This window comes from Shewanella sp. KX20019 (assembly GCF_016757755.1).
Classification (GTDB): Bacteria; Pseudomonadota; Gammaproteobacteria; order Enterobacterales; family Shewanellaceae; genus Shewanella.
The window spans coordinates 828,552-844,936 of record NZ_CP068437.1 but is presented as its reverse complement, the minus strand read 5'-3'; the positions used below and the strand labels follow the sequence as shown (position 1 = coordinate 844,936).

Genomic DNA, 16,385 nt, shown 5'->3' with positions numbered 1-16,385 from the left:
AGTTTAGTGACTGAATATGATAAGCGGGATCATACGCGATTTTTAATCGTTAAGGTGCTCAATCAATCAGCGATTGAGGCACCTTAACAAAAGTCCCGCAGAACGGGACTTAGTTGGCTTTACAACTTGCAAAAATGTAGAAAAGTTGAACTTTGGGCTATTGCGTACGCAGCTCATCAAGCACTGCGGCGCGGCGCTTAGCAAAGTACTTATTGGTCTCAGCGATAATCACATGCCTTAAACCGATTAGCGCGATCAAGTTTGGAATCGCCATTAAACCGTTAACGGTATCGGCCAACATCCAGATCAGGTCCAGCTGAATAAAGGCTCCAACGGCAATCAAACTTAAAAAGATCAGTTGATATAGCCTAATACCTTTTTCACCCAGACGCTGGCCAGTTAAGTAGTACCAGCAACGCTCGCCGTAATAATGCCAGCCCAAAATAGTGGTAAATGCAAAACAAACTAGCGCTATGGTTACCACGTATTGACCAATAATCGCCGAACCACCGGCGGCGAATGCGGCGCTGGTCATGGCAGCACCTGCGGTATCACCACTCCACACCCCGGTGATGATCAACACCAATCCGGTCATAGTACAGATTAAGATGGTATCGAAGAATGTACCCGTCATGCTAACCATGCCCTGTTCAACAGGCTCATTAGTTTTGGCGGCGGCAGCCGCTATTGGCGCACTCCCCAAGCCGGATTCATTGGAGAATACCCCCCGGGCAATACCAATTTGCAATGCTTGCGCTACTGTAGCCCCTAAAAAACCGCCAGCGGCTGATATAGGGGTGAAGGCTGAATGAACCACTAATTGCAGCGCAGGCATAATTTGCTCGGCAAACATGACTAAAATCCAGATACAGGCAAGCACATAACCTAACGCCATGGTAGGCACCAGCTTTTGTGCCACATTGGCAATGCGCTTTACTCCACCTAATGTTACAGCCGCCACCATCAACGTCAGTACAATAGCCGTCACCCATGGCGGAATATCAAAGGCGATGGTCATTGCATCGCTAATTGCATTCACCTGTGCAAAGGTGCCGATGCCAAAAAATGCCACTCCAACACCAAATATGGCAAAAATCTTTGCCAGCCATTTAAGGCCAAGTCCGCGCTCAATGTAGTACATGGGGCCGCCCGCAATATTGCCACGAGCATCGGTGGTGCGATACTTCACTGCCAACATGCACTCGGCATATTTAGTTGCCATACCAAAAAAGGCCGCCAACCACATCCAGAAAAGCGCCCCTGGGCCACCAATCTTAATCGCGGTGGCAACTCCAACAATGTTACCGGTACCTATGGTTGCCGATAGCGCAGTACAAAGCGCGGCAAAAGAGCTTAAATCGCCTTTGCCTGTCGCTGGTTTAAACAGCAGACTGAGGGCGAGCGGAAGTTTAAAGACTTGAATAAGTTTAAGCCTGATAGTCAGGTAAAGGCCGGTTCCGACCAATAAGCAAAGGGTCACGGGACCCCAAACAATGGCGTTGATATCGGCTAAAAGTGCGTGGTAATTCATGGTAATCCTCGAATATTAAACAACAAAACTCGCTATTGCCAAACGGCTTAAAAATAGGAGTTATTAATAATCGGAGGAGGAAAAGAGATGGCTGGGGTTAGTCACTGTTGATCGCAGTGAGCAGTTTATCCAACCCAATGAAAGGCAGAAAAGGCGCAGCAGCAAACGACAGAGACTAATATTTGGCTATAGATAGCTAACACAGTCATCCTCTCCTCTGTCCTTTTGCCTGAGCGTTTCGCGTTAACTAAAAAGCGGTTAACACTTTCGCCTTCGGCGCTGTGTGGCAAATAAAGCTTCGAACGCTTATCTGCTCACAGTCTCTCCAGAGGCTCGTCCAGTAACAGTCCTCACCACAATGTGGCACCTGAAAGAGTCCTTAATCTGAGCACTACGCTATAAGTTAATATAGTGAAATAGGGCTCGAAAAAAGTTGCCTCGTCGGTGTAGGGTTACTCCCTACTCTCCTGCTACCTTCATCCGAACGGATCCACTAGTAATCGTATCTACACACGATCACTAGGGTTAGACAGAATGCGTTATCTAACCGCCAGCCTCAAGTGAACTAACTCACACTTTAATCACTAAAAAGCTCGCAATAGATTGGCTGCTGATTTAATCAGCACTCTAAAATAAAAAACCGACTAATCACCAGTGCGATTAATCGGTTTTAATACCAAGGCTATCTTAATACAGTGCCCTAAAACATGAGATCCCTTCTAAACGTGATAGAAGTAATGCTTAAGCACTGTAGCTAATGCGACGCTCTTCGTACCGATCAAACATCTGCTGTGCTTGGTCATCTACGTATGGACGTAGACCACTCATCACTAATGTTTTAATGCCAGTACCCACTAATGTCTCACCGCTATGCAGTTCAAATGTTAATGTTACATCGCCACGCTTACCTTGGATCTGTATATCTTCCTTCACTAACGTGAGCTCAACTTCAGTAAAGTCGAGTGTGGTCAGATCAAAAGACATGCTTTCGTAAATAACCAATGGCCGTGCAGGGTTGATCATCATCTGGTGCTGTTTCATCATCGGCACCAAAATATGCATAAAATTAAGACCAGAAAATGCGACATATTTACGAATAAACGATTCAATTTGCACGTCACAGTGCCTTACATCTCCGCTGCGGTGGACGTTTAAATAGCATTTGTCTTTGTCATCTCTAATATCGAAATCTTCATCTACAGCAACAGGAAACTGTAACTGGACGCCTTCACCAACCATGCCCGCAAAATTAAAGGTCATTTTCTGGCTGAGACCGTATTCATTCAAAACCAGAGAGAAAAGCAGATCGCCAGGCACACAAAAGCGCTTGGCGGCAACGTCATGGATTGGGTTGAAATCTTGTGCAACGCTTTTAGCAAACTCACTCGCCTGTTCAGGCGCGATTAAAATAGACTGGTTTGCTTTTTTAAAGAAAGAACTTAGAAACATAATCACTCAACAATCTTATTAGCGTTCAAAGTAGCGCTGCATTGTATACCATGATTGATTTTTGACTCACCCGATGACTTCCTCACAGCTTGTTTAATGCTTTATAGCCAACATGAAATGGTTTTATATAACTAAAAAAACTCATTTGGAATGACTCGTTCTAAGTCAATTTACATCTCCAGCGCGTTAACCGTACCTATTTTCATGCCAATGTGACCAAAACGTACGAAGTAATCGTCATTGTAAAGAGAAATGTATCAATTTAACCCCAAGAGAAGTTACCATCTAAACTACTGATTTAACAAGCGTAATGGTAACCATGCAAAATAAAAGGTTAAATCCCTTGATACAAAAACTTTACAAACCTTGATCTAAATCATAATTTAAATGAGAATAATTTGCATTATGTTACTCAATTGGTAGAATCCTCACAAATTTTATAACCCGATCTAACAAAGGGACAGAATGATGATGAAAAAAACCTTACTTGCTACTGCGCTAGTTAGCATGTTTGCGGCTCAAGGGGCTTATGCTTCAGATGAAACAGCTGAGCTACGTAAGATTATTGAGCAGCAGCAAAAGGTCTTACAAGATCTTGAACAGCGTCTTGATGAAACCGAAAAGCGTGTTGAAAAAACAGCCGATGTCGTTGAAGAATCTGTTAGCGAAAGCAAAAGTGCGACCACTATAGGTGGCTACGGTGAGCTTCACTACAACAACATTACTGACAACAAGTCTGGCAAAGACAAGAAAGCCATCGACTTTCATCGCTTCGTCTTGTTTGTAGGTCATGAGTTCACTGAAAACACGCGTTTCTTCTCAGAGCTAGAAATTGAACATGCGCTATCAGGTGATGATAAGCCAGGTGAAGTAGAGTTAGAGCAGGCTTACATTGAGCACGACTTTAACGACATGTTCACTGGTAAGGCGGGTCTATTCTTAATGCCAGTTGGTATCATTAACGAAACTCATGAGCCACCAGCATTTTACGGTGTTGAGCGTAACCCTGTTGAGAAAAACATCTTACCAGCCACTTGGTGGGAAGCGGGTGCAGCACTTAACCTTAAAGCTGCTCCAGGTCTAGCATTTGACGGTGCAATCACTTCAGGTCTTAAAGTTGATGAAACTTATAGCATTCGCGGCGGGCGTCAAAAAGTAGCTAAAGCTGACGCTTCAGATTTAGCCTACACAGCACGTGTAAAATACACTGCCGTACCTGGCCTTGAACTTGCGGCTACTGCACAATATCAAGCAGATTTGACCCAAAGTGCGGGCGGCGTTGACACAGCATCTGCAACATTGCTTTCTGCGCACGCTATCTATTCTATCCAAGGTTTCACTGTTAAAGCACTTTATGCACAGTGGGATATCGATGGTAAAGAAGCTGAAGCATTAGGTCGTGATGAGCAAAATGGTTGGTACATTGAGCCATCATATAAGTTCAACGACAGCTTTGGTGTGTTTGCTCGTTACAACGAGTACGACAACAATGCAGGTAACAGCGATGACACTAAAATAGAGCAAACTAACGTAGGTATTAACTACTGGTTGCACGAAAACGTAGTATTTAAAGCTGACTATGAAAAAGTTGGCGGTGCTAAAGATTCTGACGGTTTCAACCTAGGTGTTGGGTACCAGTTCTAATTTGAACTAAACTCAGCAGCTCAGTTGTTACACCAATGAGTGCTCAATATTGAGCACTCATTCATTTTCCATTACACGAGCTCGTTCAATATGAAACTACCTCTCGTTGTATTATCTGTCTTATTAAGTTGCTCACTGATGAGCGCTGCAGTAAACGCTAGAGGGACCTACCAATCACCAGAAGAGTTTATAAGCCAAGCCTTTAATGCCGAAGTGCCTAAAGCGAAAGTATTCTGGATTGACGATACCGCACAACAAACCATTGAATCTATCCTCTCCCACAGCTATAAAAAGATGCGTCTACGCTATTGGCAACAGGCCAATGAAAGCGTATGGATTATGGATGAAATAGGCAAAGAGTCGCCTATTACCGTTGCCGTTCATGTAAGAGACAGCGCAATAGCCCAGACTAAAGTGCTGGTATATCGAGAAAGTCGCGGCGATGAAGTAAGGCATGACTTCTTTACTGATCAGTTTAAATCAGCCAAACTCAAGCAAGACTTACAACTCGATACACATATCGATGGCATAACAGGTGCGACATTATCGGTTCGAGCGTTAACCAAGTTATCTCGAATAGCCCTGTACCTAGACGACTATGTGATTAGAAAAGATGAACAATGACCCGCAAACATCCTAGCCTCAGAGTAAAACTGTTACGACAATTACGCCCTTGGCACCGCAGAATAGGTATTTTCTCAACCCTATTGGTCATTTTCATGGCCGTTTCGGGCGTACTGATTAACCACAGCAATCAGCTTTCACTCGATACTGCCCCAGTAAAACAAAGCTGGCTGCTCGATTACTACGGTATAAAAGCGCCAAAAGACGTTCACCTTTATCAGCAAAGTCCACAGCAACTCATTAGTGCCAGCAACCAAGTCTGGCTTGATGATAAGTTAATATTAGAAGCAAATGCCCCTGTGTTAGCGGTTATTCGCTACAATGAGATGATTGTTGCAGTCGATAACAGCCACCTCTATCTGCTGTCGCAGCAAGGTGAGCTACTGGAAACTCAAGGCAGTGCTACAGGCCTGCCCTCTCATATTCAGGCACTTGGATTACAAGATAATCTATGGCTAAAAACGCAATCTGGATTATTTGTCGCAGATAGCGATCTTATTGAATGGTCTCAAGCTCAACCTTTGGCAATAATCCCTTGGGTTAAGGCATTAGAAAATAGTGATAGCAGTGAAGTCACGCTACAGATCCGTGCCAGTCGCCTGCACTGGGAACGAGTATTACTTGATATGCATAGCGGTCGCTTCTTTGGCAGTTTAGGGCCATGGCTAATGGATCTTGTTGCACTCGCACTGATCATTATGTCATTAACGGGTTGCTATATTTGGCTGCAGCAGAAACCCGTTAAAGTGAAACGTCGTAAAAAATAATTAGCTTTCGCTAAGTCGACTTTAATCACTAACCTGCTTCAATCACTCTCTTCTAATAAAGAGACCACCCATTTTTGCAGCGCATCTTCGTTATAACGAGGGTGCCAAGCCGCAATAACATCAAATTTATCAGGTGCCTGCTCTAGCGCTATCTCTATCAAATTCAAGTCTTTAATCGCTCTCGATGGCAAAAATGCGATTGAATCAGTGGTCTCCAGATACATGGGGACGATTGAAAAGCAGGGCGCTGAGACCACGATATTCCGACTTAAGCCAAACTGCTTAAACCAATCATCAATCGAACCTTTAAAATTGGGTCTAGATGGCGAAGCAATAATACTCGGGTAGTTAGCCACGTCCGCCAGTGAAGGGTTAGATTGCGCTATCGAGGCGTTTGGAGAAGCCACGCAAACATGGTGCTCTTCAAACAGTTTGACTATCGGGTAGCTGTCAGGAATGTAATCAGGAAAAGCGATCGCTAAGTTCACTTTGCCGCTTTGCATGAGATCGTGCAGCTTATCGATTTCGAAGTCTCTGACAATCAGCTTCAAGTGTGGTGCCTGCTGTCTCAACTTTGCAATCAATTCAGGTAATACCACCTGTTGAGCATAATCGGTGGCTGCGATAACAAAGGTGCCGCTAATGGTTTTAGGGTCAAAACTGCTAGGCGCTAACAGCGCTTTAAAATCATTTAACAGCTTATCGACGCCGATGGATAGCTGCTCTGCAAATGGCGTCGGCACAAATCCATTGGTTTTGCGAAGAAACAAGCGATCATCAAATACATCACGTAATTTTTTCAGGTGTTCACTCACCGCCTGCTGGGTCATTCCAAGTTCGCTAGCCGCTTTAGATGCATTCTGTTCGCGGATCAGTGCCTGAAACACCCGTAGCTGTTTAATATCTAATCGATCTAGTTTACTCAAAACTCACTGCCCTCATTTATCTATTTGCCACTATCAAGCTAACACAACTGCCGACTCTAGACCCGAATTAAACAATAAAAACTTGTATCACTAACAAATAAGCTTTGTTTCTATTTGTTAAGTGAGTCCTCTATTATCTCGGCATCGAAACAAAGTGAATGATTGGAGTACAAAATGAAGACAGTAATTTTAATTGGTGCATTAGGTAAAATGGGACAGGCGGCATTAACAGGATTAGGCAATCACAAGGTCATTACCGCGGGGCGTTCTGGCGATGTGGACCATATTGTTGATATCACCAACGAACAATCCATTAGGGCTCTGTACGAAAACGTCGGCCACTTCGACGCTGTAGTAAACACGGTTGGTGTCTGTGAATATGCCAACTTCACTGAGATGACTGAAGCGCAGTGGATGAGTACTGTAATGAGTAAGATGATGGGCCAAATCAACTTGGTGCGTATTGGTCAAGAGTATATTGCCGATGCTGGCTCATTTACCCTTATCAGTGGCATCTTGAATGTAAAACCTATTCCCTATGCCATTGCAGATGCAACCACCAGCGGCGCTATCGATACCTTTGCCAAATGTGTTGCCTATGAAATGCCAAGGGGGCAACGTATAAATGTCATCAATCCAACCGTACTGGCCGAAGCGTGGGACGTATATGGCGAAATGATGCCAGGATTTGAGCCTGTTCCAAGTGCATTGGTAGGTAAGGCCTTTGAGCGTTCAGTCGATGGCTTCATTACTGGTGAAGTGATTTTCGTCGACGCTTAAACTAAGTTAATTATCTGCATTTTAAAAGCACAGTGAATACCATTTACTGTGCTTCTATCTGCTCCATCGTATAAATTATCGCTGAAGCAGACTGCTTTTCTTAGCAACAACAAACTTCACGCAGCCACGCTGTTGATGATGTGACGATTGCAGATTATCGAGCAATTCAGCGCAAAAACTCGAGTAACTGTCGCCAAGCAACTCACTTAACTTTTGCATGCGAGCAAGCCTTGCAGACCAACCTTGAACAACATCCTTACGCGCAGTACCTGAAAAATTAAGTTCGAGATCAGTAATATCATTATCAACATAGACAATTTCAAATCCAGCTTGCTGCAGTATTTGTTCTATTTTACTGCCAAAATTGAAGTCATAACCGCCATTTTTCGCTGACTCCAGCTCAAACAAACTCACCTTATCAAAATAGGCGCTGTTTACGCTGAGATTAGCAGAGATAAAACAGGCAACGTCCAATAGGGCTATCCAACCACCGGGCTGTATTACCCTATGCAGTTGACGTAAAAAACTGAGTGGATCTGCCAAGTAGGATATCGAAAAGCTTGCCCATACACCGTTCACCTCACCTAACGAGTCATAGTTAATCGTTTCAAAACGGCTATGAACAAAGACTTGGTTAGAGGTTTTGTTCTTCCGGCAGTAGTTAATAAAATCCTGATCCTGATCGATGCCAATAACCCGCTTAACCCGCGTAGAAAACAGAGCAGAAACATCTCCGACAGAGCAGCCTAGATCGACAACGGTATCCCCCTTTGAAACAGGAATATACTGCAAATATTGTGGCCATTCTCGCCAGGTTTGCTGTCTTTCGTACTCCTCTAACAGATCCAATCTCAGCTGCCTAATTCTTTCAGGTTATAAATACATGCTGAAGCAATTATCCAAGCAACACAAGCTCCTGCGACCATTCAGCGGAATGGCGATGCAGCATAAGAAAGCCCTGTAAATAGGTATATACAGGGCTATATGTACAGAATTTTGAATAGGCTTATGCACTAAGCCTCACTCTAGTCACTAAATTTAAGGATAGCTAAGCACTATTGCGCCATCGCCGACTAGCCACAGCAAGCAGTTTCACAGCAGCTTGTTTCACCATTAACGGCAGCACTATCAACCAAACTAGCAAGATACGTATTCTTTAAGTAAAAGTGACTGAATGTGTTAACAAAATCATTAGGTACTGTTTTCTCCGTTAATCCCGACTCAATCAATGTAGTCTGCCACTTTTGCACTTTAGGAAAACCATCGAGCATATCAAAGCCAGTGCAGTTTTTGATCACTGCTGCACGATGCAACAAGGGTAACCAAGCAATATCAACATTAGAGATACTGTCGCCTTTAAAGAAACGAGTGTCGCCTAATTTAGCTTCGGCCTTCGCAAACGATTTAGCAAGGTTTGCTAAGCGAGTCTCAAACGTCTCTTTGTCTTTACTCCCCATAGTGCCGCACTGAGCCATGTAATGCTTACTCGCTTGATAAGACCAAGCGCGATCAAGTGCTTTCTGCTCTGCTGCAAGCTGTTCAATAGGTAGGTATTTGTCGTCCAAGTATTCAACTATCGCATCAGACTCAAATAACACCGTCTTATCTTCAGTAACCAATACTGGCACTTGACCGTTAGGCGAAATATCTAAAAACCACTGCGGTTTATTACTAAGTTCAATATATTCAATTTCAAACGGGATATTCTTGGTTACAAGCGCTCCCATAACACGTTGAACGAATGGGCAGTTTTTAAAGCTAATCAGTTTGATCATTTTGACTCCGAATAAGTTAATTGTTTTTCAATTACACTCATAAGACGAAATACTATTAAAAAAGACGAAATTGAGTCGGCAAATGAATAGATAAATTGATAAGCCATTTGACTGACAATAAAAAAGCAGCTGAATTAACAGCTGCTTAGCAGCTTAAACAAATGCTAACTAGTTAGGTAAAACAAGGTTTATATCATTTGCCTTGTTATGGTCAAATAAGCTGAAGAAAGTTTCAACTGACTGATGATCACCCACCACCACAGCCTTGCTAGCATCACCGGTACTAAAGTAACCCAACATATCGAGTTTCTTTGCAGTCAAGGTTGCATCCGCATTTGGATCCTGCTCTAAAGAGAAGACGGCAATTTCATTTCGAACGGTATAGTTTGCCACCTCACCAGTGTCTGACACCTTAATATTAATCGATAATTGTTGGCCTTTAGCTCGCTCAGCATTAAGGTTTACACGCTGAGTTTCCAAAATCTTAACTGTTGGCAGTACCTTTACAATGGCAGGATTAGCAAAGTCCCAAGCAACAGAGCGATCTAAAGTGCCATCAAGCTCTCCGGCATTAGATACAGCAAACGCCCTCCAATAAATATTGGTCTGCTGATAACCCCATTCACGTAGTGCTTCAGCTTTTAAGTCTCGGGCATCCATATTGGCAGGATCGATATTATTCACATGAGTTAAAATCTCTGCCGCCCAACCATAGTTTTTAGTATCGACAGCTTTTTGTGCCATCTTAATAACATTCTCTTCACCACCCATGGCGTCGACATAGTCTTGAGCCATCTCTTTTACCGCAGGCCTTGCAAGCTTAGTTGCATCCCCTTCCCACCAGCCCAAGTAACCGTTATAAATATTACGCACAGAGTGAGCAACGGTACCGTAATACTCACCCAACCAAGGGTCGTTAGCTAAGTTATCCGGCAAGATCACTTTTTCGGCCAATTCATCACGCTTAATGCCACGATTTATGTAGTAAACAGACTGGTCATGCACATATTGAATCGCATCGCGGTAGTTAGTAATTCGCTGATTAATGAAGTCATGGCCAACCCAAGCTCGCATGTGAGAACCACTATATGTATTTGCTTTCTCTGAGTACTTCAAGAGATGGTCGATACCTTCGTACCATTTCTGTACATCCCTATACTTAGTACCGCGAAGCGTATATAGGTTCGGAAATGTCTCGCCTTGGATCGTTTCACTGCCATGAACATGTTTAAATTGTGGGAAATAGATGTCAATTTCATCATCACCCGCATCACCGTATGCACCGAACACCTCCATTTCAATACCCGAGACAGTAATTTTCAGCGGTTGATCATTACTCACAAGTACATTGGGCATAAAGAATGACACTGGACCCGCCGTAAAAGTTGGACCTAAACCGAACTGTGCAGGGCGTCCCGCTGGCGCTTTTGGTAAATAGACACTGGCATAAGCAGTACGCTGAGTCAGAATGGATCCTGTCACGCCGACATCGCTGACCAAATTAGGGATAAAGTTATCTGAAGCAATAATTTTCACCTCACCCGATTTCACCTGCTCCTCTGTCACTCCCCATCCTGCAGAACCAAATGCATGATCAGGATGACGATGAGTATAAACCACAGCTTTAACAGGTAGTGTGGAGAACTGACTGAACGCTTCCATAGAAGCTTTGGCCGCCGTATCATTTTCACCTGGATCAACAATGATCAAACCATCATCACCAATGGCGACGAGTGTAGAGGCCAACTGAAAACCGGAAATTGAGTAGAGTTTTCCCGCCGCTATCTCTTGTATTTTAGGTGCCATTTGCTTAGCAAATTCAGTCATTGCTAACGGGATCATTTCTGAGCTTTCTGTGTACGCTTTATTATTCGCTTCGTCTTGCCAAACCACTTTAGCCAAGTGACTTTGCACTGTTGCATTGGTGAAAAAGGAGGGGTCACTGCTACGAACCAGATTGGCCTCAGTAGCAAAGGCCGTTGTCACAGAAGATGTTAACAGTACTGCACAAATTGATGTCGCGATTAAGTTAGGGTTATTCATAGTAATACTCTCAAAGTGACGGACTCAACTATTTTGTCCGTTGATGAGAGAGATGATAATTTGCCAACGAACATGAATCGATAGAGCTAAACTTAAATATGGATTAAGATTTGCTTAACTGTTTTCGCGGCCAACTATTAAATATATTTACTTAATTGAAGTGTTCCGTGCTGCTAATGAGTGCTTCTCTTAACCATTGGTGCCCCTTATCTTTTGCTTGAGAAAGGTGCCATGTCATATAGATGGGGACGGGTTGAGTGGCAAAAGGTATCTCCAGTATTTGTACCCCTGACGCCTGTTTTGCATGCCAGCGAGAGCTAACACATAGCCAATCTGTTTCAGCTGCCAACAGCAAGCCAGTTAATGCTGAGCCTGTTGTATAAGCTGCTTTGCGCTCGGGGATTACTTTATTGGAGACGGAATTAAGCGTGTGATGGCTCATTCTTTGCGTCTGCCACAGGACATGGCTTTCACTCAAAAATGCTTGTTCACTAATCTCACCTTGAATACGTGGGTGCTTAGCACTCACAGCAACGACTAACTCTTGTTCAAACAACTTTTTGTTTTGGTACCCATGCTCCTCCAACGGCACTGTAGACAACATAATATCGACTTTACGCCGTCTCAAGTCATTCTGCCTCGAGGCTTCGTCGTTATGTTCGATATCAGCAATAATAGTTACATTCGGTGCTCTTTCAGCACGGAACTTAGTTAATGCAGGTAATATCATAATATCGAGATCTTTATGGCTAGAGATCCTAAAGGTTCGGTTACTCACCAAGGCATCAAAGTGATATCGTGATTTCGCACCATTAACCAGCAATCCCAATGGCTCTTGGATCTCAGCATGCAGCTCAATAGCAAAGTTAGTAGGACAGATCCCTCTCCCTTCACGGATAAAAAGTGGCTCGTTATACTGTTCCCGCAATCGATTCAATGCCTGGCTTACTGCTGGAGCTGTAATCCCTAGAGATTCTGCGGCGATATTTACGCTTTGTGATTTCATCACAGCATCAAAAGTTTTCAACAAATTAAGATCCATCTTCACCTCTCTCTTTGCAGCTAAACGCAATCTATTTAAGTTGGTTAATCACACTGCAGCATTAACGGGTAACAAACAATAACTAAGCCCCATAAAATGAGTATAAGCCATATTCATATCGCCCCAGTGGGGCCTGAGTGTTCATCACACTCACCACTAAGGTTTACAAAGTTGAAAGACGCTAAACCGGCGCTTCAGTCAATCAGCTATGAAGGACGAGCGACTTAAGGTGCGGAAAATTAATATCACTATTACGACTAATAGAAATCGTGCTAACTTGCTATTACCATGCAAGTTTTTTAACTAGATAATGGCCAATGAATGAATATGAAACTCAAAGTAATAGCGATTTTCGTGTTATGCCTGAACGTCAGTGGTTGTGAATATGTAGAAGGAATATTACATCCTGATAATGGTGATGATGAGGCTAAAATTGACAAAGATTTTAAAAGTGATGCGCTGCAATTGGGTTTATCAGAAACAACCGTGACCCGTTTGTGTACCGCCACCGATAAAATAAGCGTTAACTGCATTAGCGTATTAAATAGTGAAACAAATCAAAAAGAAGTGAGAGTTGAATATACTTTCAATGATATCACGCTAAAAAATGATTACGCTAAAAGTACAAATGGAAGTCGTATTATTTTTCATTTGCCAGTAGATGGTGCTACAGCCAGCATTGAATTTGAAAACGGCCGAACTTACCTGTTCAATGAGGGTTATGAATACAATCATGTAGATCCCATGGACTTTGCCACTGACTCTACCACTGCTAATTTAGCCAATAGTGCTGAGGAATCAATTGCTAAACTAGCTAGCTCATCGGTTATCGTTTACGTATCAGACTCTGAATTATCAAGAAAATCAACAGCATCAATAAGAAACAGGGATTATTCATTAACTGAAGCACAAGATTTAATTAATGCGGCCGGAACGATTATGTTTCCAGTATTGATAGTCAATGTCACTGGCAATGGAATAACGGAACCTACGGATGTGTCATTTGCGGCATATACAGCAGGGTATACTGCTATTTTATCGAATTATTCTTCCGCTATTTCAACTGCTATTGAGCAAAGTTGGTTCTAGTGTTAACCAATCAGCTATCGAACTTTGATGAACGATAGCTGATTATCATTAACTCAAATTATGGCAAACTAGCAGTCAGCCCAAAAGCCTATAGCCGTTGCACCTTTATATGAATAAAGCTCAAACACATAATGCAATTAGCATTACTTAACCGCCTATCAACTTTTTCCACCACGGCAGTGGCTCACCGCAATTAGCAGCAGGTTGATAGCTTTCCCTTAAGGCTGGAACCTTCATTACATTGCCGCAATCAGCTTCTTTAGCCACGCCAGTATCACGCTCAAAGTATCCCTGTACTATGCCATCGACAGGTGCCATCCGTAGACTCAAAGGTGGACGGTTTTTCAAGAACGCTTGATACACCGCCATTGCGCCACTGCTGCCGTACAGATTGGTCTTACCGTTATCATCTCGCCCCACCCAAATAGCCGCCACGTTTCGCTCATCAAAGCCAGCAAACCATGAGTCGCGAGAATCATTACTGGTTCCTGTTTTACCCGCCAGTGTCGCCCGCGGAAAAGCATTACCTAAACGTTTGGCGGTACCATTTTCAACCACTTGGGTCATCGCATATTTAACCAAATAGTTACTCGCTGCAGGGATTGCTTGAGTCGTTCTAGGTCGTGATGCTGTAAGCGGTTGGTTATTAGCATCCAATACTGTGGTCACTGAATTTAGATGACGATAACGACCATTATCGGCAATGGTTTGAAATACCTGCGCCACCATTAATGGTGAGCCGTTGACCGCACCGAGCAGCATTGATGGATACTCAGGGATCTTATCTCTCCAGCCAGCGCGGTCCAGCGTTGTCGCAACTCCAGCCACACCTATCGCCATACCTAGATTAACCGTCGGTACATTCATCGATTTTTTAAATGCTGTCAGCAAAGGCACTTGGCCGCGGAATTTTTTATCGACATTTTGTGGTGACCAGGTTTTGCCTTGGCCATTTTTAAGGGTGATAGCTTCATCCTTTAGTGGCGTCGCTAAGGTGTACTTATCAGGCTGGTTAAGTGCGGTTGCATAAACAAACGGCTTGATTAACGAGCCAATAGGACGACGGATCTCAACGGCGCGGTTAAAGCCCTGGTAACTCGGCACTTTATCGCCAACCATTGCCGCAATACCGGCAGAATACTTATCAGTCAGCACCATGCCGACCTGTAAGGATTTATTATTTTTCCCTAGCTGTTTAAGGGTTTGTTCAACCGCTTTTTCAGCGGCATCCTGCGCCATAGGGTCAAGCGTGGTATACACTTTAATGCCTGATTGTTGTAACAACGAATCACCATATCGCGTCGCTAACTCATGCCTAACCACCGCAAAGAATGCAGGCAGTTTTTGGTGCACTGGCTTGTCAGATTTTCTTAATCCTAATGGCGATTCAACTGCCGCCTCATACTGCGCCACATTAAGCTCACCCGCCTCCATTAACAGTCGCAATACCAAATCACGGCGTTTCAGCGCCCGCTCAGGATAACGCCAAGGATTATAATATGACGGGCCTTTAATGGCCGCGACCAAAAAGGCTTGTTGTGGCATTGTCAGCTCAGCGATTGGGCGGCCGAAATAGAACTGCGAAGCTAGCCCCATTCCATGTACACCGCGAGCCTTGTCCTGCCCCATGTACACTTCATTAAGATACGCTTCGAGAATCTCATCTTTTTCATAGCGAAAATCGATAATAATCGCCATCAATGCTTCGCGCAGTTTACGGCTAATCGAACGCTCGCTCGATAGGAAGAAGTTCTTCGCCAGTTGCTGAGTGAGCGTGGAGCCACCCTGCACCGTTCTACCGGCACTGATGTTAACCATCGCCGCACGTACAATCGCAAACGGATTAACACCGTGATGTTCGTAAAAGCTACGATCTTCAACCAAGATCAATGCATCGATAATGGCTTGCGGCATTTTTGCTGTTGTTACGAAGAGTCTATCTTCACCATCACCGGTGATCATGCGATCCAATAATACCGGCTCTAGATGGAACACCGCTAACTGACGTCTATCACTACTTCTAGTGACTGAACTCACCCCATTGGAGTCAAAGGTGAGCATCACCCTTTGTTCTGTTTGATCGCCCTTAGGATGCAAAAAGGGTCGACGCCAAAGATCAATCTTGGTTTTTGAGGCGGAGAACTCACCCACTTGACGCGGGTTGGCCACTTTACGGTAACCGAGTAGTTTAAGCTCAGACATCAACTGGTCATGGCTTACTGCCGCCCCAGGATACAAGGCCATCGAGCGACTAAATACTTGCGCTGGCAGGTGCCACTTCTGCCCTTCGAATTTACGGGCTATGATTTGATCTAAATAGATGCCGTAGGCTGCAACAACCACAGTGCCAATAACTGCAAGCTTCCAACTGATAGACCACAGCTTACGCCCCCAACTACTATTATTCGCAGAGGCTTTTTTCGATGCTGCCTTTGACGGTTTTTTAGCGGCTGAAGCTCTTTTCACCGGCGCACGTTTTGGCGCATTTTTCGGTTTTGCTTTTGCTTTGGGTGTAGCTTTATCTGTCATTACTGTTCCGCGGCCTAGCTCTTGACGATGAAGAGCTGCAGGTCTTTATGGGTAAATATGCTCGGTTGCATTGTCGCGAGGGGATCTGGCCAAAAAGAGTTGGCAACAAATGATTGAATTACGCAATCCCCCCACACTCGCATTCTTTTCAAATGCAAACTATCACAATAAGCAGGCAACCAAGAG

Annotated in this window: 13 protein-coding genes and 1 riboswitch; of the genes, 5 read left to right on the top strand and 8 right to left on the bottom strand. The window is 43.9% G+C overall.

The features are described 5' to 3' along the window. Positions 1-157: 157 nt before the first annotated feature. Together JK628_RS03685 and JK628_RS03680 are read right to left on the bottom strand one after the other, a co-directional pair. Entirely contained in the window at positions 158-1,531 is a 1,374-nt protein-coding gene (locus JK628_RS03685; RefSeq protein ID WP_202287926.1) for an alanine/glycine:cation symporter family protein, read from the bottom strand. Positions 1,532-1,738: 207 nt separating this feature from the next. After that, a riboswitch (glycine riboswitch) is annotated at positions 1,739-1,870 on the bottom strand. Positions 1,871-2,272: 402 nt separating this feature from the next. After that, positions 2,273-2,980 (bottom strand): DUF3581 domain-containing protein, encoded by a 708-nt coding sequence (locus JK628_RS03680; RefSeq protein ID WP_202287925.1) that lies wholly within the window; start codon positions 2,978-2,980, stop codon positions 2,273-2,275. 465 nt (positions 2,981-3,445) lie between these two features. On the opposite strand from JK628_RS03680, the gene JK628_RS03675 reads away from it, so the two are divergent. The 3 genes from JK628_RS03675 to JK628_RS03665 all read left to right on the top strand — a co-directional run bounded on the left by JK628_RS03675 (position 3,446) and on the right by JK628_RS03665 (position 6,015). Next, a complete protein-coding gene (locus JK628_RS03675; RefSeq protein ID WP_202287924.1) occupies positions 3,446-4,624 on the top strand; it encodes a porin in 1,179 nt (392 codons plus the stop codon). Positions 4,625-4,714: 90 nt separating this feature from the next. Then, complete coding sequence (locus JK628_RS03670; RefSeq protein WP_202287923.1) at positions 4,715-5,248, top strand: FMN-binding protein; 534 nt, start codon at positions 4,715-4,717, stop codon at positions 5,246-5,248. Beyond that, positions 5,245-6,015, top strand: a complete 771-nt coding sequence (locus JK628_RS03665) for a PepSY-associated TM helix domain-containing protein (RefSeq protein ID WP_202287922.1) — start codon at positions 5,245-5,247, stop codon at positions 6,013-6,015. Before JK628_RS03670 ends, JK628_RS03665 begins: the two co-directional genes overlap by 4 nt. Before the next feature lie 38 nt (positions 6,016-6,053). Here JK628_RS03665 and JK628_RS03660 read toward each other — a convergent pair whose 3' ends face one another. Next, positions 6,054-6,941, bottom strand: coding sequence for a LysR family transcriptional regulator (locus tag JK628_RS03660; protein ID WP_202287921.1), 888 nt, complete (start codon positions 6,939-6,941; stop codon positions 6,054-6,056). Positions 6,942-7,115: 174 nt separating this feature from the next. Between JK628_RS03660 and JK628_RS03655 the strand changes: the two genes are divergently transcribed. Continuing rightward, positions 7,116-7,721, top strand: coding sequence for a short chain dehydrogenase (locus tag JK628_RS03655; protein ID WP_202287920.1), 606 nt, complete (start codon positions 7,116-7,118; stop codon positions 7,719-7,721). Positions 7,722-7,796: 75 nt separating this feature from the next. Here JK628_RS03655 and JK628_RS03650 read toward each other — a convergent pair whose 3' ends face one another. From JK628_RS03650 to JK628_RS03635, 4 genes are all read right to left on the bottom strand, one after another. Further along, positions 7,797-8,570 carry a class I SAM-dependent methyltransferase gene (locus JK628_RS03650; RefSeq protein ID WP_202287919.1) on the bottom strand — a complete coding sequence of 258 codons (774 nt, stop codon included), beginning with the start codon at positions 8,568-8,570 and terminating at the stop codon, positions 7,797-7,799. Positions 8,571-8,794: 224 nt separating this feature from the next. Further along, entirely contained in the window at positions 8,795-9,496 is a 702-nt protein-coding gene (locus tag JK628_RS03645) for a glutathione S-transferase family protein (RefSeq protein WP_202287918.1), read from the bottom strand. A 168-nt stretch (positions 9,497-9,664) separates the two neighbouring features. Then, entirely contained in the window at positions 9,665-11,539 is a 1,875-nt protein-coding gene (locus JK628_RS03640) for an alkyl sulfatase dimerization domain-containing protein (RefSeq protein WP_202287917.1), read from the bottom strand. Positions 11,540-11,690: 151 nt separating this feature from the next. Continuing rightward, positions 11,691-12,581: a LysR family transcriptional regulator gene (locus JK628_RS03635; RefSeq protein ID WP_202287916.1), complete on the bottom strand. Its 891-nt coding sequence runs from the start codon at positions 12,579-12,581 to the stop codon at positions 11,691-11,693. Positions 12,582-12,908: 327 nt separating this feature from the next. On the opposite strand from JK628_RS03635, the gene JK628_RS03630 reads away from it, so the two are divergent. Further along, complete coding sequence (locus JK628_RS03630) at positions 12,909-13,670, top strand: hypothetical protein (protein WP_237524132.1); 762 nt, start codon at positions 12,909-12,911, stop codon at positions 13,668-13,670. Positions 13,671-13,817: 147 nt separating this feature from the next. Here the strand turns inward: JK628_RS03630 and mrcB are convergent, their stop codons facing one another. Next, a complete protein-coding gene (mrcB, locus tag JK628_RS03625; protein ID WP_202287914.1) occupies positions 13,818-16,199 on the bottom strand; it encodes a penicillin-binding protein 1B in 2,382 nt (793 codons plus the stop codon). Between the last annotated feature and the right edge of the window lie 186 nt (positions 16,200-16,385).